General features: G+C 29.5%; 30 protein-coding genes. 22 read left to right on the top strand and 8 right to left on the bottom strand.

Features of this window, described 5'->3' with window-relative positions; translation table 11 throughout:
• Positions 1–72: 72 nt before the first annotated feature.
• The 5 genes from G6042_RS05185 to G6042_RS05165 form a co-directional block, all read right to left on the bottom strand.
• Complete coding sequence (locus G6042_RS05185; protein ID WP_169523243.1) at positions 73–768, bottom strand: LytR/AlgR family response regulator transcription factor; 696 nt, start codon at positions 766–768, stop codon at positions 73–75.
• A 2-nt stretch (positions 769–770) separates the two neighbouring features.
• Positions 771–2,438: a sensor histidine kinase gene (locus tag G6042_RS05180; protein ID WP_169523242.1), complete on the bottom strand. Its 1,668-nt coding sequence runs from the start codon at positions 2,436–2,438 to the stop codon at positions 771–773.
• 234 nt (positions 2,439–2,672) lie between these two features.
• Positions 2,673–3,362 (bottom strand): T9SS type A sorting domain-containing protein, encoded by a 690-nt coding sequence (locus G6042_RS05175; protein ID WP_169523241.1) that lies wholly within the window; start codon positions 3,360–3,362, stop codon positions 2,673–2,675.
• A gap of 21 nt (positions 3,363–3,383) precedes the next feature.
• Positions 3,384–3,653, bottom strand: coding sequence for a hypothetical protein (locus tag G6042_RS05170; RefSeq protein WP_169523240.1), 270 nt, complete (start codon positions 3,651–3,653; stop codon positions 3,384–3,386).
• A gap of 192 nt (positions 3,654–3,845) precedes the next feature.
• Positions 3,846–5,702 (bottom strand): galactose-binding domain-containing protein, encoded by a 1,857-nt coding sequence (locus G6042_RS05165; RefSeq protein ID WP_169523239.1) that lies wholly within the window; start codon positions 5,700–5,702, stop codon positions 3,846–3,848.
• A 237-nt stretch (positions 5,703–5,939) separates the two neighbouring features.
• On the opposite strand from G6042_RS05165, the gene G6042_RS05160 reads away from it, so the two are divergent.
• Positions 5,940–6,647 carry a DUF4197 domain-containing protein gene (locus G6042_RS05160; RefSeq protein WP_169523238.1) on the top strand — a complete coding sequence of 236 codons (708 nt, stop codon included), beginning with the start codon at positions 5,940–5,942 and terminating at the stop codon, positions 6,645–6,647.
• 157 nt (positions 6,648–6,804) lie between these two features.
• Here the strand turns inward: G6042_RS05160 and G6042_RS05155 are convergent, their stop codons facing one another.
• The gene (locus G6042_RS05155) at positions 6,805–7,623 is read right to left on the bottom strand and encodes an ABC transporter substrate-binding protein (RefSeq protein WP_169523237.1); all 819 of its coding nucleotides are present in this window, start codon (positions 7,621–7,623) and stop codon (positions 6,805–6,807) included.
• An 11-nt stretch (positions 7,624–7,634) separates the two neighbouring features.
• Entirely contained in the window at positions 7,635–8,450 is an 816-nt protein-coding gene (pyrF, locus tag G6042_RS05150) for an orotidine-5'-phosphate decarboxylase (protein ID WP_169523236.1), read from the bottom strand.
• A 154-nt stretch (positions 8,451–8,604) separates the two neighbouring features.
• Here pyrF and G6042_RS05145 point away from each other — a divergent pair, with 154 nt between their 5' ends.
• From G6042_RS05145 to G6042_RS05075, 16 genes are all read left to right on the top strand, one after another.
• Positions 8,605–8,790: a CsbD family protein gene (locus G6042_RS05145; RefSeq protein WP_169523235.1), complete on the top strand. Its 186-nt coding sequence runs from the start codon at positions 8,605–8,607 to the stop codon at positions 8,788–8,790.
• Positions 8,791–8,854: 64 nt separating this feature from the next.
• The gene (locus tag G6042_RS05140) at positions 8,855–9,970 is read left to right on the top strand and encodes an AI-2E family transporter (RefSeq protein ID WP_169523234.1); all 1,116 of its coding nucleotides are present in this window, start codon (positions 8,855–8,857) and stop codon (positions 9,968–9,970) included.
• Positions 9,971–9,985: 15 nt separating this feature from the next.
• The gene (locus G6042_RS05135; protein ID WP_169523233.1) at positions 9,986–10,537 is read left to right on the top strand and encodes a helix-turn-helix domain-containing protein; all 552 of its coding nucleotides are present in this window, start codon (positions 9,986–9,988) and stop codon (positions 10,535–10,537) included.
• A gap of 21 nt (positions 10,538–10,558) precedes the next feature.
• Positions 10,559–11,005 (top strand): response regulator, encoded by a 447-nt coding sequence (locus G6042_RS05130; RefSeq protein ID WP_169523232.1) that lies wholly within the window; start codon positions 10,559–10,561, stop codon positions 11,003–11,005.
• 2 nt (positions 11,006–11,007) lie between these two features.
• Positions 11,008–12,792, top strand: coding sequence for an ATP-binding protein (locus G6042_RS05125; protein WP_211161638.1), 1,785 nt, complete (start codon positions 11,008–11,010; stop codon positions 12,790–12,792).
• 189 nt (positions 12,793–12,981) lie between these two features.
• Positions 12,982–13,896, top strand: coding sequence for an endonuclease/exonuclease/phosphatase family protein (locus tag G6042_RS05120; protein WP_235933197.1), 915 nt, complete (start codon positions 12,982–12,984; stop codon positions 13,894–13,896).
• A gap of 450 nt (positions 13,897–14,346) precedes the next feature.
• Positions 14,347–14,796, top strand: coding sequence for a hypothetical protein (locus tag G6042_RS05115; RefSeq protein ID WP_169523229.1), 450 nt, complete (start codon positions 14,347–14,349; stop codon positions 14,794–14,796).
• 114 nt (positions 14,797–14,910) lie between these two features.
• Positions 14,911–15,189 carry a hypothetical protein gene (locus tag G6042_RS05110; RefSeq protein WP_169523228.1) on the top strand — a complete coding sequence of 93 codons (279 nt, stop codon included), beginning with the start codon at positions 14,911–14,913 and terminating at the stop codon, positions 15,187–15,189.
• A 38-nt stretch (positions 15,190–15,227) separates the two neighbouring features.
• Positions 15,228–15,887, top strand: coding sequence for a porin family protein (locus G6042_RS05105; protein ID WP_169523227.1), 660 nt, complete (start codon positions 15,228–15,230; stop codon positions 15,885–15,887).
• 26 nt (positions 15,888–15,913) lie between these two features.
• Positions 15,914–16,066, top strand: a complete 153-nt coding sequence (locus G6042_RS05100) for a lmo0937 family membrane protein (protein ID WP_169523226.1) — start codon at positions 15,914–15,916, stop codon at positions 16,064–16,066.
• A 19-nt stretch (positions 16,067–16,085) separates the two neighbouring features.
• Positions 16,086–16,382 carry a YtxH domain-containing protein gene (locus G6042_RS05095; protein WP_169523225.1) on the top strand — a complete coding sequence of 99 codons (297 nt, stop codon included), beginning with the start codon at positions 16,086–16,088 and terminating at the stop codon, positions 16,380–16,382.
• A gap of 10 nt (positions 16,383–16,392) precedes the next feature.
• Positions 16,393–16,809: a hypothetical protein gene (locus G6042_RS05090; protein WP_211161637.1), complete on the top strand. Its 417-nt coding sequence runs from the start codon at positions 16,393–16,395 to the stop codon at positions 16,807–16,809.
• The gene (locus G6042_RS05085; RefSeq protein ID WP_169523224.1) at positions 16,778–17,101 is read left to right on the top strand and encodes a hypothetical protein; all 324 of its coding nucleotides are present in this window, start codon (positions 16,778–16,780) and stop codon (positions 17,099–17,101) included. The genes G6042_RS05090 and G6042_RS05085 overlap by 32 nt, the downstream gene beginning before the upstream one ends.
• An 18-nt stretch (positions 17,102–17,119) precedes the next feature.
• Positions 17,120–17,485 (top strand): hypothetical protein, encoded by a 366-nt coding sequence (locus G6042_RS05080; RefSeq protein ID WP_317168045.1) that lies wholly within the window; start codon positions 17,120–17,122, stop codon positions 17,483–17,485.
• A gap of 18 nt (positions 17,486–17,503) precedes the next feature.
• A complete protein-coding gene (locus G6042_RS14550; RefSeq protein ID WP_317168044.1) occupies positions 17,504–17,656 on the top strand; it encodes a hypothetical protein in 153 nt (50 codons plus the stop codon).
• Between the two features lie 12 nt (positions 17,657–17,668).
• Positions 17,669–18,331, top strand: coding sequence for a DUF6565 domain-containing protein (locus G6042_RS05075; RefSeq protein ID WP_169523223.1), 663 nt, complete (start codon positions 17,669–17,671; stop codon positions 18,329–18,331).
• A 66-nt stretch (positions 18,332–18,397) separates the two neighbouring features.
• On the opposite strand, the gene prfA is transcribed toward G6042_RS05075, so the two are convergent.
• Complete coding sequence (prfA, locus tag G6042_RS05070; protein ID WP_169523222.1) at positions 18,398–19,471, bottom strand: peptide chain release factor 1; 1,074 nt, start codon at positions 19,469–19,471, stop codon at positions 18,398–18,400.
• A gap of 141 nt (positions 19,472–19,612) precedes the next feature.
• On the opposite strand from prfA, the gene G6042_RS05065 reads away from it, so the two are divergent.
• The 5 genes from G6042_RS05065 to G6042_RS05045 all read left to right on the top strand — a co-directional run bounded on the left by G6042_RS05065 (position 19,613) and on the right by G6042_RS05045 (position 24,970).
• A complete protein-coding gene (locus G6042_RS05065) occupies positions 19,613–20,893 on the top strand; it encodes a chloride channel protein (RefSeq protein ID WP_169523221.1) in 1,281 nt (426 codons plus the stop codon).
• 2 nt (positions 20,894–20,895) lie between these two features.
• Positions 20,896–21,504 (top strand): HPP family protein, encoded by a 609-nt coding sequence (locus G6042_RS05060; RefSeq protein WP_169523220.1) that lies wholly within the window; start codon positions 20,896–20,898, stop codon positions 21,502–21,504.
• 34 nt (positions 21,505–21,538) lie between these two features.
• Positions 21,539–22,024, top strand: coding sequence for a DUF6265 family protein (locus tag G6042_RS05055; RefSeq protein ID WP_169523219.1), 486 nt, complete (start codon positions 21,539–21,541; stop codon positions 22,022–22,024).
• Positions 22,025–22,199: 175 nt separating this feature from the next.
• Positions 22,200–24,422: a TonB-dependent siderophore receptor gene (locus G6042_RS05050; protein WP_169523218.1), complete on the top strand. Its 2,223-nt coding sequence runs from the start codon at positions 22,200–22,202 to the stop codon at positions 24,420–24,422.
• Between the two features lie 2 nt (positions 24,423–24,424).
• The gene (locus G6042_RS05045) at positions 24,425–24,970 is read left to right on the top strand and encodes a PepSY-associated TM helix domain-containing protein (RefSeq protein ID WP_169523217.1); all 546 of its coding nucleotides are present in this window, start codon (positions 24,425–24,427) and stop codon (positions 24,968–24,970) included.
• Positions 24,971–25,010 lie beyond the last annotated feature (40 nt).

Here is a 25,010-nt window from a genome sequence, read left to right as displayed (position 1 = left end):
TATTGCTTTTGAGGGTGCAATTTACGGAATTAATAAAAATGGAACGCTATTTTTTTAGGTTTTAGTTTTAAATTAGTATCCTGTATTAAAATTGCTTAAATAGCTTTTTGAAACAGGTATTGTTACATTTTTGATTACTAAACTTTTGATGTTAAACTTTTCAATTTTAGTTTTATTTACTACATAAGCTCTATGCGTCTGAATGAAAGTAGATTCAGATAATATTTCCATTATATTTTTTATTGTTGAACGAGTTTTATAGATTTTACAATCGGTATGGAATAAAATATAATTTCCCTCTGATTCTATGAAATTAATATCCTCTGTTGAAATTTCTACATTATACTCTTGATCTTTCACTAAAATTTTAGGACTTTGCTTTATTTTTAGGGCAGATTGTTTGGCGGCTATTTCAATTGATGTAATTAGATCGATATTTTTAAACGGTTTTGTCAAGTAAGAATAAGGAGAAGTCAATATTGCTTCATTAATGATTTCAGGATTTTCATAAGCTGTCAAATAAATAAACGGAATAGAATATTGATTTTTAATTTGTTGCCCAAGAGTTATTCCGTTTTGTTCATTTTCTCCAAGATTGATATCAAGAACAGCAACATCAACCGTTTCTTTTTTGAGTATTTCAATGGTTTCTTTAGCATTCTTAGCTTCCAAAACAATATATCCATTTTCTATCAAAGTTTTTTTAGATAATCGCCTATTTAGGAAATCATCTTCAACCAATAAAATAGTCTTTTCTTTTGTACTCATAATTATCTAAAATATAGTATTAGTTCAAAACCATTATTCTCTTTAATTTCAGTAATTCCGTCAAGTTGATCAATTAAACCTTTGATAATTTCCTGTCCTAACCCTTTTTCATTTACCTTATTAAAATCATAACCGTCACCGTTATCAGCATAGTATAATTTATTACCTATTCCGCTTTTTGTAATTTCTAAATTAATGATACCAATATTTCTTTTTTTGAAGGCGTGTTTCATGCTATTACTTACGAGCTCTGTAATAATTAGACCTATTGGTAAAGCTTTTTCTATGGAAATATTTTCAATTTCACATTTTACATTTAAACTTATTTTCTTGTTGTGATTGTCATACGACTCTTTAACCAATCCTGAAAGTTCGGTTATGTATCTTTTAAAATCTATCTCATTTACATTATCCGAAACATTCAGTTTTTTATGCAATAAAGCCATAGAATGAATTCGGTTTTGATTTCCTCGAATAAGCTCATCAATATTGTTAAAATCAACAGATTCTTTCTGCATTTCCAGAATACTGATGACATGTTGGAGATTATTTTTTACTCGATGTTGCAACTCCGACAAAAGCATTTGTTTCTGCTCTAAAGCCTTGGAAAGCTCTGCTAATTGACTGTTGATAATTTTATTTTGTTTCTTTATTTTTTGATTTTTTCTTAACACCAAAACAAAAATTATAATAATCAAAACAAGTAAACTACTAATAAAAAATACCTGCTGGTTTTTACTTTTTATAATTACTTCTTTTTTATCATTTTGATATTGCTCTTCTAATTTCTTGGCCTTGATATGTTCTTCTTCTTTCTGTGAAAGCTGTAAATCATCATGATATTGTTTGAAATAATAATAGGCAGAGTCAATGTTTCCTAAAGATTCATATATCTTATATCTCGATTTTCCAAACAAATACTTACTAGTTATGGGTACTTTTTTATAGAGAATATAGGACGAATCACTATATAACAATGCATTTTTTAAATCGTGCATTTTAAAATAGGTAGAAGAAATATCTTGATAGCTATGAAATATTGAAACAGTGTCTGTTGTTTTACGACGATAGTTCAACAAGGAAACAGTATTTTTTAATGCTTCGGGATAATTATGAGTTTTATGAAAAACATTCCCAAGTAAAATATAAGAATCCATTAAATCAGTTGTGTTACTGTATTTTTTCGCATACTCTTTGGCTTTAGTTGCATAATACAGCGTTGAATCTAATTCTTCCTTATATCGATAATAAGAACCTTTTCGGATACAGTAAGTACTATAAATTTCATTTAGCTCGTACTTTTTATAAGTATTGTATGCATTCTGGAGATATTTGTCTGTCAAATCTAAATCATCTGCTTTTTCATAAGCTAATGCCATTAAAAGATAAATGCGGCAAGACAATGAATTTAAATCTGCTGTTTCTGCTTCGTCTATCAATCCCTGCAATATTTGTATAGATTTAGCAGGTGAAGCTGACTGTCTGTCAAGTATAAGAGCTTTTCTGAACCTTATTTCTAACAATTGAGTTTTCTGATTTTTTGATTTTTTGGAATTAGTCAACAGTTGATATAGTTTCTCTGTTTTCTCTTGAGCAATATCTAATTTATTGTATTGTATGAGACTGTCTATCAATTTTATTTCTTTATCTATAAATGAATTCTGAGCCATTGCAAAATGGTTAGAAATTAGAAAAAATAAAAATATCGTTTTAAATAGACGCACGTCACTACTTCTTGATGAATGTCAAATATAGAAAATCTCTAAATCAGTTAATAATTATTGGGATGAAAACCTGTTTTTAGGGATAGAATTTGCTTTTAAAAAATTATTCTAACCTAATTTGCAAAAAAAAGTCGTAAATAATTACGACCTTTTCTTAAAACTAACAATTTACACCGCAAACTATAATTTGATCACTTTTACTGTTCTCATTACTTCTGAAGATTCTACTTTTACAAAATAATTTCCTGATGGCAATGTGCTCATATCGATTTGAGCATTATTTGAACCAATATTTTGACTTAAAACAAGTTGCCCTAATGTATTCATTACCGAAATACTCACTATATCTTCACTATAAGACAAATTGAATATGTCTTTTACCGGATTTGGATAATAAGAAATTTTGTAGTCACTTACATCAGTAACACTTAGGTTACAAGTCGAAATCACAACTGCTTCGTTTAAACAATTGGTCAAGTTCCCTGAAATATTTCTCGTATGTGTACTCGAAGGATTGGCAAGGTAGGCACAGAAGTTAGAAAGATTACAAACTGCAAGAACAGCATTATTCGTTATTGTTAGTCCATATCCGTCATAAGCATTAAATGAAGTATTTTGTAACACAGAGATATCTGTTAATGCATCATTATCGTTGATGTAGATATCATATGCAACAGTAGCCAAATTCTGTAGCCCATTTAAATTAGTCAAAGATAAATTCTTCTGAATAGTAAGCCATCCTCCAACACTTATAATACTACTCAAAGCACTGATATCTTGTAATATTAAATTGGTTTTGTCATTGTAATCTCCGCCAATATACAATCCTCCGCCAACATTGGTGATATTTAAACCATTTACATTTTGCAATACCCCATTATTCTGTATGTATTACGTACCGTTTACCTGTGTGATATTTGACAATGGTGTAAGGTCTGTTATATTGCCAGGTAAAGCAGTATTTGGTGGTCCAATTTGCAAATTTCCTGCAATTTGCGTACAGTTTGGGTAGTTTACAGCAATAGCGTTTACCTCTGCTTGTGTGCTTAATACAAAATTTCCTGTCGGACATTGTGCATTTGAAGTAAAAACAACAGATAACAGTAAGAACGTAAAAAAATTCAGCAACTCATTTGTTTTTTTTAAATAATTTTGTTTCATAATTTGTGATTTGATACATACCTACTCTTAAGCATTTTCGGCTTCCTGCATTTCTGAGATCAAAAATCGTATGTAACTTTTAAAGTGTAAAATTTCCGGGATAGAATGGCGATTTTTGGGATAAAAAAATGCCTCACGAATTTTACTAATCCACGAGGCATTATCATAACAACTAAATAATAATTATATAAACTACATTTTCTCAATCAACCAAGAAGCATCTTGCTTGAAGAGTTCTGATTTATCATTCGGATGAACAAATAACACATAGCCTGCATGACGCAAGTAATGTCCTGAGAATTTAACCGATTCAAAAGAACGGTAGTTATTTTCATTAGCGCCTTTAGCAGATGTTAATGGTGTGACTGTTTTGAATTTTGCTCCTTCTGGAACTGTAGTGGCTTTTTCAATATGAACTTCTTTATTATCCTTTGCTACAAGATACATATCAGAACCCGCATTCAAAACTTTGAAAGCAAAAATATTGTTACCAAGATCAACACGTTGAATTTCTAACCATTTTGAACCGTTTACAAGTTTTGATGTACTTAAAATCGAAACTCTGCTTTCTCCATTTTTGATTGCAAACCAATATTTATCTTGCTCTTTTTTACCTTCATGTACAGAAAATGCAAGTACTTTAAACTTGTCTGGTAATGAAGTTGCTGTAGGAGTTGCAATAGAAGTTGTCGTAGCTGTTTGAACTTTTGCAAGTTGTCCAAAAATTTCAACTTCAGCCAAAGAAAGGACTTTTACATTTCCTGGAATAAAAACTCTGATATAACGACATCTTTTATTGCCTTCAATTAATAAACTCGATTGCGATGCACTTGTAAACGAATATGAACTTCCTTTATATTGATATTCAGCTGAAGTACTGCAACTTGTTATAGAAGTTTCATATCCCATGACATAAAATCCTTGTAATCTATTCCAACAGCAATCATCTGTGCGATTCCATATTCTAATTGAAGAAACATCATATACCGCACCAAGATCAATTTCCCACCAAGGATCTTTTTCATCATTAGTATGTGTACAAGAATTTTTACCATATTCTCCAATTGTATTCCCATCAACTGCTCTGGAAGCAACTCCTCCAAAATTTACACTTGATGCTCTGCATTGTTTTCCTTTTGCTATATTCACTCCGCTTGAAGCAACTGAAGAGGAAACCCTCTCTACTACTAAACTTGACATCTTATCGTTAAATTTGAGTGAATTCAAGTCATTGACATCAGATGTGATTTCAACCTTAGTTCCTGTATATTTCCAATTCTCATATATAGTAACTTTCCAGCCGCTTAAAACTTTAATAGAACTGATAATATCATTATATTCTGTTCCTGTAATATCATATGAACCCACACCGAATGTACATTTTTTTCCACCAAAATTGATATGTTCAAAAATGGTTACACCTCCATCGGGATCATTTTTTACTGTGGCAGAAGCTACTGGAGTTATTGGCGTAACTGGAGCTACTTCTTTTCCATTTACACTAACACGAATTCCATTAATACTATTGTTATCTGCACAGTCATCAAACTGAACAATAACAATTCTGTTTTCGCCTGGAGCAACTAATTCTTTAAGATTAGTTGATGCAAAATTTGCATGCTTTCCTACCAAATCAGACTTTGGATCAAAAGTACCGTTTGGAAATTTTGAATTAAAAAGATAAATCCTGGCTCCATCATCGGCATTATCATAGGATACTTTAAAATCGGTAACGGTTGTATTTGCTGGAATAGTAACAATGGTTTGAAAATAGGTGAAATCAATTTCTTCTCTGCAAAGAATTACAGAACTTCTCTTCATAGACACATCTCCTTTTGCATCTTTTGGAGCTAACTTCCATCCTCCATCTTTTACAGCAGGTATTTTTGCTAATTTATAAGCATTCGGATCTCCATGAATGCTGTTGTTATGCTTTAAAACTCCTTCTGTTCCTTCATGTATTTCCCAAGGATTTACAGAAATTTGTGAATTTGCTTTTGTTGTCCCAAAAGCAATAGACAAAGTCATAAAAAGTGTAAATAATCTCATTAATTCATTTTATTTATTATTTTTCGCATACTCTTTAAAGGATTTTCCGCTTTCTCCTAAAATATTTTCACAAATTTTAATTCAATCAAATTTTCACACAATTTTTAGGGACAGAATATCATTTTTAGGGATAGAAAGTTTTTAGATTAAAATACTATAACATTTATTTATGAATATTCTTAATTATTGGCACTATTTTTGAAAAGTTGAAATTAAATTTTAAAAACTCACTTTCTTATGAAAAACATATTACTTCTTCTGGGTTGCTTTACTTTAATTAGCTGTGCTGAATTGCAGCAAGTTGCTAATCAATTACCTAATCTAGGACAAACACAAAGCTTAGATATTTCGGGCGGATTAAAAGAAGCTTTGAACAACGGAATTTCAAAACAAGTTTCAAAACTTACTTCGGTTGATGGTTTCTTTAAAAACGAAATGGTAAAAATTCTTTTGCCGGAAGAATTACAAAAAGTAGATAAAACTTTGAGACAAATTGGAATGGGAAGTCTTGCTGACGAAGGTTTAAAAGTATTAAATCGTGCTGCCGAAGATGCTGTAAAAGAATCAACACCAATTTTTGTTGATGCGGTTAAAAACATGAGTTTTACAGATGCCAAAAACATTTTGATGGGAAATGAAAGTGCTGCCACGACCTATCTACAGAATTCAACCACTACTGCTTTATATGCTAAATTTAATCCTGTGATTAAAAATTCGTTTACTAAAGTTGGTGCAGATAAAATTTGGAACCAAATCATCACAAAATACAACGCTGTTCCATTAGTAAAAAAAGTAAATCCTGATTTGACGGATTACACAACTAACAAAGCACTTGAAGGTGTTTTCAAAATGATTGCTGTTGAAGAAAAAAACATTAGAACTAATATTAGCGCTAGAACTTCTACGCTTTTACAAAACGTTTTTGCAATGCAGGATAAAAAGTAAAATTATTTTTAGAAATCAATAACATAAGAATAACAAAAACTTAACAATTCTGTATTTCAATAAGTTATATCTTTGTAATATAAAATTTGGTTTTATAAGTTTTGGTTAGGGTTAGTTAAAAAAGTCGATGTTTGAAAAAGCACCGACTTTTTTCTTTTTATAGTGTTTCTTGTAACTTTTTAAAATATTGAAACGCTTTTACCAAACGGCTTCCATACCACGAAAACATTTCGCCGTCAACAAAAACCGTTTTAGCATGGTGCGTATATCTTCCTAATTCAAAAGCATGTTCATCTGTAAAAGGAAAAGGTTCAGAAGAAAGAAAAACCAAGTCTGGATCACCTTGAATTCTCATCTTTTGAACTACAACTTCAGGATAACGACCTTCATACTTTGAATGGTTATCATAAATGTTTTCAAAATTATTTAACTTCAACATTTCATTAATAAAAGTATTTCTTGCCGCAACCATATAAGGATTTGCCCAAATGAAATAAGCTACTTTTTGTCTTGAATCTTCAGGATTTTTATCTTTAAGAAAACGCTTGAAATCTTCTAATCCGAAGTTGATTTTGTCAATCCATTTTTGCGCTTCGGTTCGTTTATTAAAAAGTTGTCCAAAATCAGCAATCATTTTCAGATTATCTTCGATAGTAACAATATCGGTTACCCAAACGGGACAAATCTTGGATAACTCTTCCACAATTTCGGGTGTATTTTCTTCTTTATTGGCAATGATAATATCGGGTTGAAGCAATCGAATTTTTTCGAAATGTACTTTTTTAGTTCCACCAATGATTTTCTTCGTAGATTTAAAATGAAACGGATGAACACAAAACTTAGTTATTCCAACAATGCTCTCTTCCAAATCCAAATCATATAATAATTCGGTTTGCGATGGAACAAGTGATACGATTCTTTTAGGTGTGTTCTCAAAGAAATGATTATTTCCTATTTGATCAACTAATTTTTTCAAAACGAATAAATTTATTTGCTTAGTATTTGTCCCATTTCTTGCTGTAATTTCAAAGCTTCTTCTCTTGCTTTCTCTGCAAAATCAACTCCGTTGGAAGCAAAAATAATTCCGCGAGAGGAATTAATGAGTAAACCAACATTAGCGTTCATTCCGAATTTGCAAACCTCAGCTAGACTTCCACCTTGTGCTCCAACTCCTGGAACTAGTAAAAAGCTATCGGGAACCATTTTACGAATTTCAGTGAAATACTCGGCTTTGGTTGCACCAACAACATACATCAAGTTTTCGGAATTTTTCCAAGTTTTGGAGGTTTCAATTACCGTTTTATAGAGTTCTTTCTCTCCTGAAATTTTGGTTTGAAAATCAAACGCACCTTCATTGGAAGTTAAGGCTAACAAAATAGTATGTTTATTTTCAAAAGCTAAAAATGGTTCGACTGAATCTTTGCCCATGTATGGAGCAACGGTTACGCTGTCAAAATTTAAGTCTTCCAAAAATGCCCTGGCATACATGGAAGAAGTATTTCCGATATCGCCACGTTTTGCATCAGCAATGGTGAAAACTTCAGGATATTTTTGATTGATGTAATTGATTGTTTTTTCTAACGATTGCCAACCTTTTAATCCATAAGCTTCATAAAAAGCGGTGTTTGGTTTATAGGAAACACATAAATCATGTGTGGCATCGATTATGGCTTTGTTGAATTCAAAAATTGGATCTTCGAATTCGAGTAAATGTTTTGGAATTTTGGTTACATCGACATCTAAACCGATGCAAAGAAATGATTTTTTTTGTTGAATTTGTTGAATTAGTTGTTGTGTTGTCATTATATTTATGTTGCACTACAAAATTACAAACATATAATTAAAATAGTGTAACAAACGCTTAAAATTGTGTAACCAAAAAAAATGGAAGTATCAATAAATTTGTTAATGTGATACGATTACAAAAAACAAATTATTAACTTCAATTATTATAACTATGAACACAACAGAATTAGCCGGAAAATGGAATGAGTTAAAAGGAGTTTTAAAACAAAAGTATGCCGATTTAACTGACGATGATTTATTATTTGTTGAAGGAAAAGAAGAAGAATTGTATGGTAGAATTCAACAAAAAATAGGAAAAACTAAAGACGAAATTAAAAAAATGATTTCTGAATTGTAGAACATTAAAAATAGGATGTTTTGAAATACTTTACACCCTATTTTTTTTTAATTTAGCTAAAAAAATGACTTACCTAACACAGCTTTCCTCTCGAACAAGTAATTTACTCTTTATAGTATTATTAGTCTTTGTATTGTATGTACTTCAACCACTGATAGTTCCCATATTGTTTGCTATCATTCTGAGTATTTCTATTTTTCCGATTGTAAATTTCCTAGAAAGAAAGCTGAAGTTTAAAAGAGTTTTTTCAGCTTTGACGGCTATTTTAATTTTAATCATCATTATTGGTTTATTGTTCACTTTTATTGGAATTCAGTTATCTGAGATTGTTTCTAAAAGTGATACTTATGCCACAAAATTGGAACAAATTTATAATGAATCAATTAGTCAAATAGAGCAAAAATTTAATGTTAATAAAAATGATTTTGTTCAAGGAAATTTTGATTTTGGTAAGACACTAAAAGATAACTTTACCAATATTATAAGTTTTCTAGGTGCATCGGGAAGTTTATTAAGCGATTTAGTCTTAATTCCGCTTTACATGTTTTTCTTTTTATTTTATAGAAAATTTTTTCAAATTTTTATTTATAAAGTTTTTTGCAAAGGAAATGACAACACAAAGGTTAAATTACTTATTCAGAAATTATACAGGGTTCAACAGGATTATTTGATAGGACTTTTTACAGTTATGGGAATTGTTGGAATTTTAAACAGTTTAGGTTTATTAATTCTAGGTATTGAAAATCCTTTTTTTTATGGATTTTTAGCTGCATTGTTATTATTGATACCTTATATTGGTATTTTAATTGGATCACTTATCCCAGCTGCAATTGCTTTAGTCACAAAAGATTCATATCTATATTCATTAGCCGTAATTGCTTTATTTGGATTTATACAATTTATAGAAGGCAATTTTATTACTCCAAAAGTAACTGGTTCAAAAGTAAGCATAAATGCTTTGGTTGCTATCATTTCTATAATTGCATTTTCAATGCTTTGGGGAACATCTGGAATGATATTAGCACTTCCTGTTGTAGCCAGTTTAAAAATAATGTTTGATGCTATTCCAAGCCTTGAACCATATGGTTTTGTTCTTGGAGAACCAAATGAAGATCAAATAAAAAGCAAAGCAAGAATACGATTAAAAAAATGGCAGGAAATTAGAAAAAATAAAAATTAAATATTCTACACCTATATGAAAGCATTTTTAAAATTTGATTACAACCTGTTAACCAAAAAAATTCTTGAAGACAAATTAACGAGTTTTGGTTATAAATTTTCGATACTTGGATTTGGTGAAATAGAGTTTTATGAAAATGTTCCGGAAGATAAAATCGAAGAATTAAGAGAAGAATTTTTAGAGTATGGAATAACAATTATAGAAAATCAAAAAAGTGTTTTGGTTCAAAAAATTAAGGATGCTATACACGAAATGGTTTATGGAGAAGAAATTCTCAATGTCAAAGTTTCAGTTTATTTAGCAGAAAAACTCAACCACAGTTATGGTTATTTATCAAATCTATTTTCTGATATAACTTTTACTTCCATTGAAAATTATGTTATTATTCAAAAAATTGAATTTGCTAAACAACTCATTTTAAACAATAAACTATCTTTAACAGAAATTGCTTTTAGATTAAATTATTCAAGCGTTGCACATTTGAGTACACAATTCAAAAATACAACCGGAATAACTCCATCAGCTTTTCAACGAATAATTTCAAAACGAAGAGAAAAAAAACAATAACCTAACTAAAATTTACACTTCATGGAAAAAGATTATATCCACATTATATTAGCTGATGATGATGAAGATGATAGAATGTTTTTTACTGATGCATTTGATGAACTTAAAATGAAAACTAAAGTTCAAACCTTTAATGATGGTGTTGAACTAATGAATTATTTAATGACTGAAAATGCTGTTTTACCTCATGTGCTTTTTTTAGATTTGAACATGCCAAAAAAGAACGGAATAGAATGTCTTCACGAAATTAAAGCCAATAAACGATTTGATGATATTGCTATAGCAATTTATTCAACCTCTTCATCTGAAGAACATATTGAAGAGACTTTTGTCAACGGTGCTAATATCTACATAAAAAAACCAAATGACTTTAACACTCTAAAGAAAGTTTTATCAGATGTAGTTACAATTAATTGGCAATATCATACTTCTGGATTAAATAAAGATAACTTTTTACTTAGAATGTAGTTATGAAAATTTTGTCAATACATAAATCACCACTTTTTTTAAAAATCGTATTTGTTCTTGCTATTTTTATAATGCTTTTTGTTTCTGCATTGACCTATCGTCATATGGACTCGGTTACAGTTTCCTCAGAAATGGTTGCTCATTCATATAAAGTTACAATAGAAATTGAACAATTATATACAACTATAAAAGATTTAGAAATAGAAAGAAGGAATTATCTATTGACTAAAAATAAAAAACTTCCTACTCAAATTAATTTTTCAAAATTAATTATAAAACATAACATAGATTATCTAAAAAAAATAACATCTGATAACCCAAAACAGAAAAAATTAATTGATACAATAGAAAAACTTTGTATCGAAAAATTCAAAATAGTTGATTATGGATTAAATAATAATTCATCTTTTACACAAGATGAATTGAAAGAAAATTTATTAAAAGGTAAAAAAATAATGGAACAAATTTCATTTAAAATTAATGAAATGCTAGCCATTGAAAACAAGCTTTTAGAATCAAGAGATAAAAAAAATGATAGTCTGATAAACTTTACTCCTAAATTTATTTATATAACTTTGTTTGTTACTATAGCAATAATAAGTTTAGCTTTTGTTAAAATAAGTAGAGATTTACAAGAACTTCAAACAAACAACGAAATTCTTGATTTAAAGAACGAAACAAACAAACTTGCAGAAATAGTTGGAAAATCTGGAACTTGGCATTTAAATTTAGTCACAAATGAATTCATTTTTTCAGACAATAAATTTAGATTATTAGGTTATGAACCAGAGGAATTTAAACCAACTTTAGAAAGTTATTTTGAGAAGTTTGTTCATCCAGAAGATTTAGAAACACTAAAACAAGCTGCGGAAAAAATGATTGTTGAAGGTCATTTACCTACTATTATCTACCGAGTTGAAAAGAAAAATGGTGAAACTATTTTTATAAAAAATATTGCAAATTCATTTGTAAACACTAAAAATGAAAAAATACTAATAGGTACTACTACAGATGTTACTGAAGAAATTCAAACAAACAAAAATTTAGAAGACCGAAATAGAGAATTAGAAGCAAACAATAAAGAACTTCAAGCATTCAACTATGTTGCAAGTCATGATTTACAAGAACCACTGAGAAAAATTCAAACATTTATATCTAGATTAATTGATAAAGAAATAAATTCTCTTTCAGAAAATGGTAAACAATATTTAATAAAAATTAAAGACTCATCAGAAAGAATGCGTCTTTTAATTGATGATTTATTGCAATTTTCTAGAACAAATAAAGCTGAAAAAGTTTTTGTATCAACCTGTTTAAATGAACTATTAGAAAACTCAAAACTTGAACTTACTCAAATTATTGAAGACAAAAAGGCAATTATTACAAGTGATTCTCTACCTCATTTGAATGTTATACCTTTTCAAATACAGCAGTTGTTTACCAACCTTATTAATAACTCTTTAAAATATAGCAAAGAAAATATTCCTCCAAAAATTGATATAAAAGTCAAAAAGGTTGAAGCAAAAAATGAAAATAAAATTCCTTTCAACGATAAATCCAAATTTTACAAAATTACATTTACAGATAATGGAATTGGATTTGATCCACAGTATTCTGAACGAATTTTTATGCTATTTAATAGACTTCATAACAAAGACGAATATAGTGGTACTGGAATAGGACTTGCAATTTGTAAAAAAATTGTTGATAATCACAAAGGCTTTATTTATGCTGATGGTAAACCGAATAACGGAGCTAAATTCACTATCTATTTACCAATTATTTAATTTAAAAAGTAACTATTCTAACAAATAATATAAAACTCATACTTAATGATTTTATTCCATATATTATTTTTACTTGTATTATTACTAACCTTTTTACCAATGTTAAAAAATCAACATTGGTTTTTTCGATTAGGTGATTTTTTAAAAGTACATGTATTATATCTATCAATAATTTTAATTGCTATTGGCATGATAAATTATCAAACAGTTAATCCTTTATTCAATACAACACTTGTCTTAATTATTATTTTTCATGCAAAAACAATAATTAAATATACGTTTTTATATAGTTTACCCGACAAAAAAAAATCGAAAGATGCATCTGCTACCATATCAATTCTATCAGCAAATGTTTATCAATTCAATACTAATTATACTAAATTTCAAAATTTAATTTCTACTAATAATCCTGATATTTTCATAACACTAGAAAGTAATTCAGATTGGGAAATTGCTAATAGGAGTCTTGAAAAAAATTATCCCTATAACCATAAAGTTACACTGGAGAATACTTATGGAATGCATTTATATTCTAAACTACCATTGAGTGACATCAAAGAACATTACTTTGTTGCAGATGACATTCCAAGCCTAGAAGTTCACTTTCATTTGAAAGAAGGATATCATTTTGTATTATTTGTAGTTCATCCGCCGCCGCCAAGCCCAACAGAGGAAACAAATTCAAAAGAACGCGATGGTGAACTATTAAGTGTAGCAAAAAGATTGAATGAGCTTAACAAACCATCCATTGTTATTGGAGATTTAAATAATGTTGGCTGGGCAAAAAGTACTACACTATTTATGAAAAGTGGAAATCTAATAGATCCTAGAATTGGAAGAGGTTTAATTTCTACCTTTCATGCCAAATATTGGTTCATGAGAATACCTATTGATCATATATTTCATACTGCAGAAATTTTTGTTAAAAACATAAAAAAGTTAGAAGCTTTTGGCTCTGATCACTTTCCAATCTGGGCTGAGTTTTGGATTGATCATAAAAACGACATTCAAGAAGAAGAAGTTAGTAATATCGAAACTCACGAAAAAGATATTATTGATGATTATATCAAAGAAGGAATTAAAGAAGAAGGAAACAGAGAATAATATCATTTTATTCAATATACAAATTTTCATAACTAATTAAAATTTCAGAATCCATCGAGAAGTTTCTATTGAATAATTAAACAGATAATTTATACAATATGATACTTCATTGAAGTCCATTAAAACAAGTTGTTTTAATGGACTTTTTTTTATGTCAAGAAAAATAAATGAAGTCATAATTTTCAATTCCACAAAAGAATAAATAAACATTAAAATCCTTTAAAAACAGCTCAACATTGTAATTCTATAACAAGTAAAAAAAATGATATAAAAGATTTAGCATAAAGGCGTCGCATCTTTGTAATGTTAATTAATACTAACATTTTCAATCACATAGAAATTAAAAATGAGAATTATATAACAAACTAAAATAAAGTTGTAACATAAATTTCTCGACTTGATTGCAACTTTGTAATGTAAAAAAAAGATAACCTAATAAAAAAAATTGCTATGAAAAAGATACTTTTTATTGTTGCGCTTTCTTTAGTTGAAATGTCAACAGCTTGGTCATCAAATGTTGAAACTAATGTTCTAAAAAATGATACTGAACCAGTTTCAAAAAAAGAAACAAAATTGAATGTAAGCAAATCTACAGGTTGCACAATACGCTATCATTATTTCCCGAACATGCAAGCTTATTATGACTTAAAAGAAAAAGTTTATTATTTCCAAGAAAATGGTCAATGGTATACTTCAGATATTCTTCCAACAAATTATGGTGGATATTCGATTTTTAAAAATGAAAAAGTACAAATTACAGATTATGATGGAGATAATCCAGAAACAATGATCAAAATTCATTCAAAAAAATTTCCATACAATTCAAAAGGCAGAATAAAAAGACCAGCTGAAAACATGATAGGAAATGATTTAGAAACAGAGCAAATAGCAATCAATTAAAATAAAAATTTAGCAAAATTGAAATTATATAACAAGTAGTAATAATGATGTAACAAGCAAATAGAACTTAAATTAAATCTTTGTAACATCAAAATGAAATAAAAAAATAGAATTATGAAAACAAGTATTTTAACCCTCGCATTAGTTATCAGTTCATTTGCAAATGCAAATAATGATGGCGAAATAAAAGAAAAACAAAAAATAAATATCTCAGAACAAAAACGAATTGAAATTGTAAATAAAGTACAGCAACCTCTTTTCTTCTGGGAAATAAAATCTAAGCATGGAGTTGCAAGTGGTTATACAAACTCAATTGAAAGTGCAAAAAAAACAATAAAACTAATGTCAACAAATGACGTTGTAAGTTCTAAGATTATTAAAACATACAAATAAAAATTAAATCAATTTAGTAAAATTTAAAAAAGTCTATTATGAAAAAGTTTAAAAAAATAGCAGCAGTCTTAATTTTAGCTTTAGGAACTTCCTTAACAGCAAATGCGCAAGATACAAAAGATTCAACATCAAAAACAGGAGCCAATTTTGGTTTTAAAGGTGGATTGAACTTATCAAATTTATATACTGAAGATGTTGATGATGAAAATGGATTGATAGGTTTTAATGCCGGTTTATTTCTGGAATTACCTATTTCATCAAGTTTATCTCTTCAACCAGAACTTCTTTACTCAGTAAAAGGTGCAGAACTAACTTATGACAACGCTTTTGCATCAGGTACAGGAAAATTTAGATTAAACTATATTGAAGCACCAGTTTTACTTAGAGCTAACCTAACTGATAACTTCAACATTCATTTCGGACCATACTTTGCTTATTTAGTTGATGCAAAAATTTCTAATGAAACTGATGGTGGTAGTTTTAATTTCGAAGAAGAAATTGATAACGATGACTTAAATAAGTTTGACTATGGTTTAGCAGTTGGACTTGGAATTGAATTCGATAGTTTTGGAATTGGAGCACGTTATAATTATGGTCTCCAAACAGTGGGAAAAGAAAGATCATTTTTAGGTCAATCATATACTTTTCCAGAGGGTAAAAACAGTTCATTAAGCGTTTACGCAACAATCAAATTTTAATACTAATCTTTTAAAAAAAATACGTCATGCAAAATTTATTATACACAATCGCAGTTATACTTGTTATACTTTGGGCACTTGGTTTCTTTGTATATAGCGCAGGTAACATTATTCATATCTTATTAGTAATTGCAGTAATTGCTATTCTATTAAGATTAATCAAAGGAAAAGGAATTTAACCAATAAAAAATAGAAATCATGAAAAACAACAATGTATTATTAGGAATTCTTGGTGGAGTTGCAGTTGGTGCTGCTTTAGGAATATTATTTGCTCCAGCAAAAGGTAGCGAAACTAGAAAGAAAATCGCTGATAAAGGAAATGATTTGAAAGACAACTTTAAAGACTCTCTTTCAAAATTGACTGATAAAATTTCAAAATCAGTAGAAGGTTTTAAAGATGAAGCTCAAGATTTAATTGCTGAAGCTGAACAAAAAATCAAAGAAGAAAAAACAAATCTTGAAAACTTAAAGGATATTAACAAGTCCGTTTTATAACTTTTTTATCATGGAAACATTTGCAAAAAATAAAGATTTACTAATTGATAAAATAGAAAAATATACTAATACAAGTATTGATCTTATCAAACTAAATGCTGTAGAAAAATCAGCAGACGTTCTATCATCACTGACTTCAAACATAGTAATTTTTATAATTTTTTCAATGTTTACTCTTTTTATAAATATTGGAGTTAGTCTTTACATTGGTAAAATACTTAATGAACATTATCTAGGTTTCATCATTGTATCAACCCTTTATCTCATTATAGGTACAGTTGTTTACTTCAAAAGAAATAAATTAATGAAAATCCCATTAAGTAACATGATTATTACCAAAATGTTAAAAAAAATTGATTTAGATGAAGTATTAGAAAACAATAATCATACAAACCATGAGAACACTAACTCCAACTCAAAAGCTTAGTAATGCTATTGACCTTCTAGAACAAAAACAAAAAGAAGAACTTCTTGATGTAAAAAACCAATTAGATTCATTATTTGAAAGTATTAAACCTGTTAATCTATTAAATAAAACTCTAAAAGATTTCAATACACCAGAAACAAAAACAAATCTGATTAACTCATTAACCAGTGTTGCCTCTGGCTATATTTCTAGAAAATTTTTAATTGGAGACACAACAAATATCTTTAAGAAAATAGCTGGATATACCTTGCAGTATGCAGTTACTAACTTCATATCAAAAAAAATAAATTAAAACTAAAAAAAATAATCCATGAAAAATTTAGCAATCAAAAAAACATTTATTGGAACATTAACAATGTTATTGTTTTCAATTTTCACAACAGCTCAAGAACAAGAAAAATATGATCAAGGCTTTAGGCTTGGGATAGGAATTAACGCTGGTGTTCCAACTGATGATCCATATGATTTTAACCTTGGCGCAGATGCGAGACTACAATATGATTTATCAAAAAAATATTCATTAACCTTTACAACTGGTTTTAGCAACATGTTTGTTTCTGGAGGTGATAATGACTTAGGTTATATTCCTGCAAAAGCTGGTTTTAAAGCATTCGTATTAAAAGACCAATTATATTTAATGGGAGAAGTTGGAGCGGCATTTGCAGTAACAAATTGATATGATAAAACCTCATTGATGTTAAGTCCAACTATTGGATATGCAACCGATAAAATTGATATTTCTTTAAGATACGATCACTTCAACGATTTTCCTGTAGAAAAAAATAATACTATCAAAGAAGGTTTAGGACTTATATCGTTGAGAATTGCCTACGGATTTAAACTTTAAAAAATAAAAATCATGAAAATTTTGATAAAACCCTTTGCCCTATTTTCAATCGTAGCTTTACTGATTTCATGTAAAGATGAACAACAAGTTAAAGTTGAAAAACTTACAGAAAGCTATTCAAAATATTTAGATTCTTTAACTCTTGAAAAATCTGATGAAATAGTTTCTAAATGGAATGAAATTGAAAAGGAATTCGACAACAAAACAACTGCTTTAAAAAGCGAAATCAATCAACTAGATAATAAAGATGAATTTGAAAAAAAGTTTGCGGCTGTTGGTATCAGATATGAAGATTTCAAAAAAGATATTCTAGTAAAGAAAGCTGAAATTGATGCAAAAAATGCTCAATTAACAAGAAATAAAGAACTTTTTGGAACACAATTCATACATGACGATATGAAATTTGAATGGGTAAACAAAGACAATATCTTGGCTGTTTACGATCAATTTGTAACAACAGTTCAAAAGAACAAAGATACTTATTCAAGAGAAGATTGGGATGAAATTAAATTGCTTTATGAAGCATTGGATTCAAGAAAAAATACTGTTGAAAAACAAGGATTAACTAGCAAAGACAATATGAAAATTGCTGGTTTAAAATTAAAATTTGCACCAATGTATACCGTTAATCGAATGGGTGCAAAATCAGAAGAGAATGCAAACGCAAAAAAATAGTTAGGTTAAGTAATCTTTGGGGGAGAAAAGGCAGACAAGTTTAACAACTTTCTGCCTTTTCTATTTTTAGAAAACTTCGCTTTCTTTTAGTTTTTCCATGTTGTTGACCAACTGAAGTTCGTCGACAAATTTTTGGATTTTTCCGTTCATAACGCCATCCATATCAAAAACGTCCAAACCAACTCTATGATCGGTCACACGACCTTGTGCATAATTATAGGTACGGATTTTTGCAGAACGATCTCCAGAACTTACTTGAGAAGTACGTTTTGTCGCATCTTCGGCTTGTTTTTTTGCCAATTCTTGCTCGTATAATCTTGAACGTAAAACTTCTAAAGCTTTGTCTTTATTTTTATGTTGCGATTTTTGGTCTTGACATTGTGCCACCAAACCTGTTGGAATGTGTGTTAATCGAACTGCCGATTTTGTAGTATTTACCGATTGTCCGCCTGGACCAGATGAACAGAAAAAGTCAACACGAACGTCGTTCATATCGATTTGTACGTCAAATTCTTCGGCTTCTGGTAAAACCATAACTGTTGCTGCCGAGGTGTGAACACGACCTTGTGTTTCGGTTTGTGGAACACGTTGTACGCGGTGAACTCCAGCTTCAAACTTCAATGTTCCATAAACGTCTTCGCCTGTTACTTCAAAAATTATCTCTTTGAAACCTCCTGATGTTCCTTCGTTCATATCTACAACCGATGTTCTCCAACCGCGAGCTTCGCAGTATTTTGTGTACATTCTGAATAAATCTCCAGCAAAAATTGAAGCTTCGTCGCCACCAGTTCCGGCACGTATTTCTACCATTACATTTTTAGCATCTTCTGGATCTTTTGGTATCAACATGAATTTGATTTCTTCTTCCAGTTCTGGTAAACGTTCTTTGGCTTCGTCCAACTGCATTTTGGCCATTTCTACCATTTCAGCATCAGAACCATCCGCAAGAATTTCGTTAGCTTCATTGATATTTCCGGTAACGTTAATCAATTCCTCGCGTTTTTCCATTAACGCTTTTAATCCTTTATATTCTTGATTTAATTGTACATAACGTTTTTGATCGGCAATAACATCGGGTTGAATAATCAAATCCGAAATCTCGTCGAAACGTTGTTTTACATATTGCAATCTTTCTAACATTGTCTTGTCTTTCTATTTTTAAGAGTGCAAAAATACAACTTTTTGCTTCAAGTTTACACTTCTTAAGGACAGTTTAAGATGTTATTTAAAGTATTTCGAATAATGATTTAGTACTTTTGTAGAAACAGATTATTCATACTGATGATACATCAAGCAAAAAACACTCCCAATTCTTCTTTTATTTTTACAAAAAAATTAGTCATAGCTTCAGTTTTAGTTAGCTTTCTTTCTGCTTTTTTAGGATTAGCTTTAAAACACATAACCGAACATTATGAAGCTATTTTCTTTTTAAGAGCCGAAAATAACTGGATTTTCTTTCTTGTTTTTCCAATTTTTGGATTGTCATTAATTTATTTTTTAAGGTATTATTTGTTTAAGAAAAAAAGCAATCAAGGTATTACTGAAATTTTTGCTTGTACACAATTTAGATCCAAAACTTTACCTATTTATAAAATCCCTTCTCATTTTTTAAACGGATTAATAACTGTTGTTTTTGGTGGTTCTACTGGAATTGAAGTTTCTACTGTTGTAGCAACCGCAGCAATTGGTAATGTTGTTCCTGAGAAAGAAACTATTTTTAAAAAATACAAAACCGAATTAATCTGTACTGGAATTACTGCTGGAATTACCGTTTTATTTGGAAGTCCTATTGCTGGAATTTTATTTTCTATAGAAGTGATTACAAAAAAACTGAACAAAACATTCTTTTTAACCAATGGAATTGCCATTATTATTGCTTCTGCTTTATTGCTGTTTTTTGATGAAAAAGCATTGTTTACTGTTGCCTTAACTACTTGGCATTATCATGCTATTCCTTACTTTATTCTACTTGGAATTTTAGCTGGAGTAAATTCGGTTTACTTGACAAAAACGGTTTTATTTTTCAAATCAAAATTTAGTAAACTGAAAACTCAATTCCATAAAATAATAATTGGCTCTATTATTTTAAGCATCGGATTATTGGTTTTACCTCAACTATATGGTGATGGTTATCATGCTATCAAAGAAATTTTTGCAAACTCAACTCCTGTTATCACATTGGCTTGGTTTGCCACTTTAATTGGAATTATTTTATTGAAACCAATTTTAACATCAGCAACATTAGTTGCTGGTGGCGATGGCGGTGTTTTTGCTCCAAGTTTATTTATTGGAGCATTTTTAGGATTATTTGTTGCTACAATTTTGAATACATATTTTCACACCAATGTAATTCCTATTAACTTTATGATTATTGGTATGGCAGCTGTTTTGAGCGCTAGCATTCAAGCTCCATTTACTGCTTTATTTTTAGTTTGTGGAATGATAAATGATTATACTTTATTTTTTCCAATTTTAATGGTTTCATTGATTGCAAAATACACCTCAAAAATGATTTTTCCTTATACGGTTTACAATTATAGTTTGGTCAATTTAAAGTCATAATTATGCCTACTAAAAAAATTAGAAGAAGTTATCGAAAAACACGCTACATTCTCTACAAAGAAACTTTAATTAATACCGAAGAGCATTTTTGGGCTTTTTTAGGTTCATTTATTGGGATTGGAATTATTGCTTATTTGCAATCGCAAACGTTACCAAAATCGGATGTGATTTATCTTATTGGTTCGTTTGGAGCATCGAGTGTATTGGTTTATGGTGTAATTCAAAGTCCTTTGGCACAACCTCGAAATCTAATTGGTGGACATTTGGTTTCGGCTATTATTGGTGTAACAATTCAAAAAATAGTACCCGATGTTTTGTGGATAACAGCTCCATTGGCTGTTTCATTATCAATTGTTTTAATGCAAATAACTAAAACACTTCATCCGCCAGGTGGCGCAACAGCTTTGATTGCTGTTACTGGCTCGGCGGAACTTAAAAATTTAGGCTATTGGTATGTTGTTTCGCCTGTTCTTGTTGGAAGTTTAATTTTACTTATTGTGGCATTATTTTTCAATAACATTACTTCAAACCGACAATATCCTATTCATAAAAAATTTACAGAAATACGAAAAAGAGTTCCTTTTTTTCCAAAATATCAAAATGATAAATAAGTTTCTTAAATTTACATTTTCCAAATTCAATCTTATGAAATCAACCATTATTACATCTATTATTGCTGCAATTTGCTTTACTTCATGCAAAACCGATTCTTCGAATAAATCTTTTGAAAAATTAGAGAAAATGTCTTGGCTTGTTGGTGAATGGGAAAATAAAATGCCCGAAGGTAATTTAACCGAAACTTGGATAAAAGCGAACGATAGTACTTTTACTGGAAAAACACTTTTTATTAAAGATAAAGACACTTTACATTCTGAAGAAATTGTACTTACTCAAAAAGGAGAAACGTTACTTTATATCCCAACAGTAAAAGGTCAAAATGACAACAAACCTGTTGAATTCAAAATGACCGAAAGTAAAACTGAAAACGAATTTGCTTTTGAAAACCCAGCGCATGATTATCCTCAAAAAATTGTGTACAAAAAAGTTTCTGACACTAATCTTGTAGCAACAATTTCTGGAAAACAACAAGGAAAACAATCTTCTGAAAGTTATCCTATGTCAAAAAAATAAGTTTCTTTTTATTAAAAAACACCACTAACCTTGCCTTTCGCAAGGTTTTTTTATTTTTTAATTTATAGAATTTCAATCGTTTATAAATTTTATTTAAAATAAGTCTAAATAAAATTTGTCGTTTATTAAAACGGGATTATATTTGCGGTGTTATTTTAAATTATTCTAAATAAAGATGAAAAATTATATACTTGCCTTCGGATTAACACTATTTTTTAACCAACAATTTCATGCTCAAGAAACTGCAACTGCACATTCTGATAATTTTGATGAAGTATCCTATTTTACAGAAAATGATACTGTAAAAAAGCTAACTGAAGTTGTTGTTAATGGAAAAAATAACCCAACAAATTCTACAGTTTCGAGATCTGGAATAAAACTAGTTGATTTGCCACAAGCAGTTCAAATAATTGGTTCAGATATTATTTTTCAACAACAATCTATTCGTTTGAGTGATGTTGTTAAAAATGCAAATGGTATTTATGTTGGATCTGCTCGTGGTGGTGCGCAAGAATCATTTTGGTCAAGAGGTTACGATATGTCTTCTAATAATATGTTTAAAAATGGGTTCCGTTTTAATGGTGGTTCTATTCCTGAGGTTTCGTCATTAGATAAAGTAGAAATTTTAAAAGGAAGTGCTGCACTTTTATATGGAAATGTAGCTCCAGGAGGAATTTTGAATATGGTTACAAAAACCCCAAATTTTAAAAAAGGTGGCGAAATCACTATGCAAGCAGGAAGTTATAGTTTTTATAAACCATCAGCCGATATATATGGAGTAATTAATAAAAATATAGCTTTCCGATTTAATGGTTCTTATGAAAATTCAGAAAGTTTCCGTGATTATGTAACCAAAAAAAGATACTATGTAAATCCGTCTTTTTTATTTAAAATCAATGATAAAACTGAAATAACTATTCAAGGTGATTATTTAAATGATGATTGGACACCCGATTTTGGTACTGGTTCTATTGGAAAAGAAATTGCCGATGTGCCAAGAAGTGCTTATTTAGGAGCAAAATGGTCTGATGGAAACACGAAACAAATGTCGACTTCGGTATTGGTAAACCATGATTTTAATAATAATTGGAAATTAAATTTTAATACTTCGTTTCAAGATTTTAACAGAACATCTATTGGAACCGAAAGAATTCAACCTGCTGCAAACGGCGATTGGAATCGTCCTTATGGAAGACAAAGAGCCGAAGAACAAATTTTTGCAAATCAATTAAGTTTGCAAGGAAAGTTTACTACTGGAAAAATTAAACACCAATTATTTACAGGTGTTGATACTGAAATTTCTAATGCGGATAACTATACTTTTAGATTTTATAATCCAGCAGATAATTCAACGGTAACAATTTATGATACTGTAAACATTTTTAATCCAAATTTATACAATACTTCACTTGATGGACCAGTTTTGCCATCAGAAGTTACCAGAATAGTTAAAACAGAAACTAATCGTTTTGGAGTTTATGCTCAAGATTTAATTTCATTTGGTGAAAAATTTAAAGCGTTATTAGGAATTAGATATTCTTATCAAGAAGCAAAACCAGTTACTCATAATAAAGTTGATAATACCGAAACCGAAGAAACTATTCGTAACGACAGAGCTTTTTCGCCAAAAGTTGGACTAGTATATCAACCAACAAAAACAATTACTTTATTTACAAGTTATTCTAATTCATTTACGCCAAACACTGGTGTAACTATTGATAACGAAGCTATAAAACCTTCTATTATAGACCAATACGAAATTGGAATTAAAAACGAATTTTTTAAAGGAAAACTTTCTACCAATGTAACTTATTATCAAATCATTAATAGTAATTTGGCTCAAACAGCAGAATTTGATGTAAACGGAAATCCAAATAGCAATACCAATATTAAAGCTTTAAGTGGCGAAACAACTGGTAAAGGAATTGAATTTGATATTGCTTATAGAGCTACAAAAGAGTTTAATATTATTGCTGGATATAGTTATAATGATATGCGTTTTACCAAAACTACTGGAGCAACTGGAAGTTTTATTGAAGGTGATCGTGTTGCTAGAACTCCACAAAACACAGCTAATTTGAGTTTCTTCTATACTGTTTCAAGCGGGATATTTAAAAATGTGTCATTTGGAGCAATAGGAAATTATATAGGTAACAGAATTGCTGGATGGAACAATCAAATTAATCCAAGTTATCCTAACGGAGTTTGGGATAGAGAAATTCCTGTTGATGGTTATGCTACTATAGATTTTTCGGTAGGATATGAATGGAAAAAATTCACATTATTATGTAAATTATCAAATATTACGAATGAATTAAATTACACTTTACATGAAAATTATAGTGTAAACCCAATAGCTCCAAGACAAATATTAGCTTCATTACGTTATAAACTTTAATTATGAAACAAGCAACCATCAGAAACTTACACCGAGATTTGGGGTATTTTTATATCGGATTAATAATATCATTTGCATTTTCTGGAATATTAATGAACCACAGAGAAATGTGGCATCCCGAAAAATATACCATTGAAACGCAATCTATTGAAGTAAAATTGCCTGAAGAAAGTCAAATTAATGATGAATATGCCGAAAACTTAGCTAAAGAATTAGGAATTAAAGATAAGTTTCGCCGTCAAATGGTTAAGAAAGGAAACTTCAAAATTTCTTTCGAGAAACATGATGTTGAAATTGATATGGAAACCGGTAAAGGTGAAATTGTTTCCTTCAATAAAACACCTATTATTAGCCAAACAATGAAGCTGCACAAAAACACTTCTAATTGGTGGATATATTATTCGGATATTTTTGGAATTTCATTAATTATCATCGCTATTACTGGAGCATTGATGATTAAAGTTGGAAACAAAACCTTCAATAAAAGAGGTTGGAAACTAGCAGCAGCTGGTTTAATTGTTCCGTTTTTAATACTTTTGTTTGTTTAAAAATTGTTTTGAAAAACCACTCAAATTGAACAAGCCCCAA

Source organism: Flavobacterium solisilvae, assembly GCF_012911605.1.
Lineage (GTDB): Bacteria > Bacteroidota > Bacteroidia > Flavobacteriales > Flavobacteriaceae > Flavobacterium > Flavobacterium solisilvae.
Note: the sequence above shows the minus strand (reverse complement) of the source record. Positions and strands in the feature narration are given on the sequence as shown.

Bases quoted from the DNA above. Each gene is read 5' to 3' on its own strand.
- G6042_RS05185 (WP_169523243.1), bottom strand. From the start codon at position 768: ATGAGTACAAAAGAAAAGACTATTTTATTGGTTGAAGATGATTTCCTA.
- G6042_RS05180 (WP_169523242.1), bottom strand. From the start codon at position 2,438: ATGGCTCAGAATTCATTTATAGATAAAGAAATAAAATTGATAGACAGT.
- G6042_RS05170 (WP_169523240.1), bottom strand. From the start codon at position 3,653: ATGAAACAAAATTATTTAAAAAAAACAAATGAGTTGCTGAATTTTTTT.
- G6042_RS05165 (WP_169523239.1), bottom strand. From the start codon at position 5,702: ATGAGATTATTTACACTTTTTATGACTTTGTCTATTGCTTTTGGGACA.
- G6042_RS05160 (WP_169523238.1), top strand. From the start codon at position 5,940: ATGAAAAACATATTACTTCTTCTGGGTTGCTTTACTTTAATTAGCTGT.
- pyrF (WP_169523236.1), bottom strand. From the start codon at position 8,450: ATGACAACACAACAACTAATTCAACAAATTCAACAAAAAAAATCATTT.
- G6042_RS05145 (WP_169523235.1), top strand. From the start codon at position 8,605: ATGAACACAACAGAATTAGCCGGAAAATGGAATGAGTTAAAAGGAGTT.
- G6042_RS05140 (WP_169523234.1), top strand. From the start codon at position 8,855: ATGACTTACCTAACACAGCTTTCCTCTCGAACAAGTAATTTACTCTTT.
- G6042_RS05135 (WP_169523233.1), top strand. From the start codon at position 9,986: ATGAAAGCATTTTTAAAATTTGATTACAACCTGTTAACCAAAAAAATT.
- G6042_RS05130 (WP_169523232.1), top strand. From the start codon at position 10,559: ATGGAAAAAGATTATATCCACATTATATTAGCTGATGATGATGAAGAT.
- G6042_RS05125 (WP_211161638.1), top strand. From the start codon at position 11,008: ATGAAAATTTTGTCAATACATAAATCACCACTTTTTTTAAAAATCGTA.
- G6042_RS05120 (WP_235933197.1), top strand. From the start codon at position 12,982: ATGATAAATTATCAAACAGTTAATCCTTTATTCAATACAACACTTGTC.
- G6042_RS05115 (WP_169523229.1), top strand. From the start codon at position 14,347: ATGAAAAAGATACTTTTTATTGTTGCGCTTTCTTTAGTTGAAATGTCA.
- G6042_RS05110 (WP_169523228.1), top strand. From the start codon at position 14,911: ATGAAAACAAGTATTTTAACCCTCGCATTAGTTATCAGTTCATTTGCA.
- G6042_RS05105 (WP_169523227.1), top strand. From the start codon at position 15,228: ATGAAAAAGTTTAAAAAAATAGCAGCAGTCTTAATTTTAGCTTTAGGA.
- G6042_RS05100 (WP_169523226.1), top strand. From the start codon at position 15,914: ATGCAAAATTTATTATACACAATCGCAGTTATACTTGTTATACTTTGG.
- G6042_RS05095 (WP_169523225.1), top strand. From the start codon at position 16,086: ATGAAAAACAACAATGTATTATTAGGAATTCTTGGTGGAGTTGCAGTT.
- G6042_RS05090 (WP_211161637.1), top strand. From the start codon at position 16,393: ATGGAAACATTTGCAAAAAATAAAGATTTACTAATTGATAAAATAGAA.
- G6042_RS05085 (WP_169523224.1), top strand. From the start codon at position 16,778: ATGAGAACACTAACTCCAACTCAAAAGCTTAGTAATGCTATTGACCTT.
- G6042_RS05080 (WP_317168045.1), top strand. From the start codon at position 17,120: ATGAAAAATTTAGCAATCAAAAAAACATTTATTGGAACATTAACAATG.
- G6042_RS14550 (WP_317168044.1), top strand. From the start codon at position 17,504: ATGTTAAGTCCAACTATTGGATATGCAACCGATAAAATTGATATTTCT.
- G6042_RS05075 (WP_169523223.1), top strand. From the start codon at position 17,669: ATGAAAATTTTGATAAAACCCTTTGCCCTATTTTCAATCGTAGCTTTA.
- prfA (WP_169523222.1), bottom strand. From the start codon at position 19,471: ATGTTAGAAAGATTGCAATATGTAAAACAACGTTTCGACGAGATTTCG.
- G6042_RS05065 (WP_169523221.1), top strand. From the start codon at position 19,613: ATGATACATCAAGCAAAAAACACTCCCAATTCTTCTTTTATTTTTACA.
- G6042_RS05060 (WP_169523220.1), top strand. From the start codon at position 20,896: ATGCCTACTAAAAAAATTAGAAGAAGTTATCGAAAAACACGCTACATT.
- G6042_RS05055 (WP_169523219.1), top strand. From the start codon at position 21,539: ATGAAATCAACCATTATTACATCTATTATTGCTGCAATTTGCTTTACT.
- G6042_RS05050 (WP_169523218.1), top strand. From the start codon at position 22,200: ATGAAAAATTATATACTTGCCTTCGGATTAACACTATTTTTTAACCAA.
- G6042_RS05045 (WP_169523217.1), top strand. From the start codon at position 24,425: ATGAAACAAGCAACCATCAGAAACTTACACCGAGATTTGGGGTATTTT.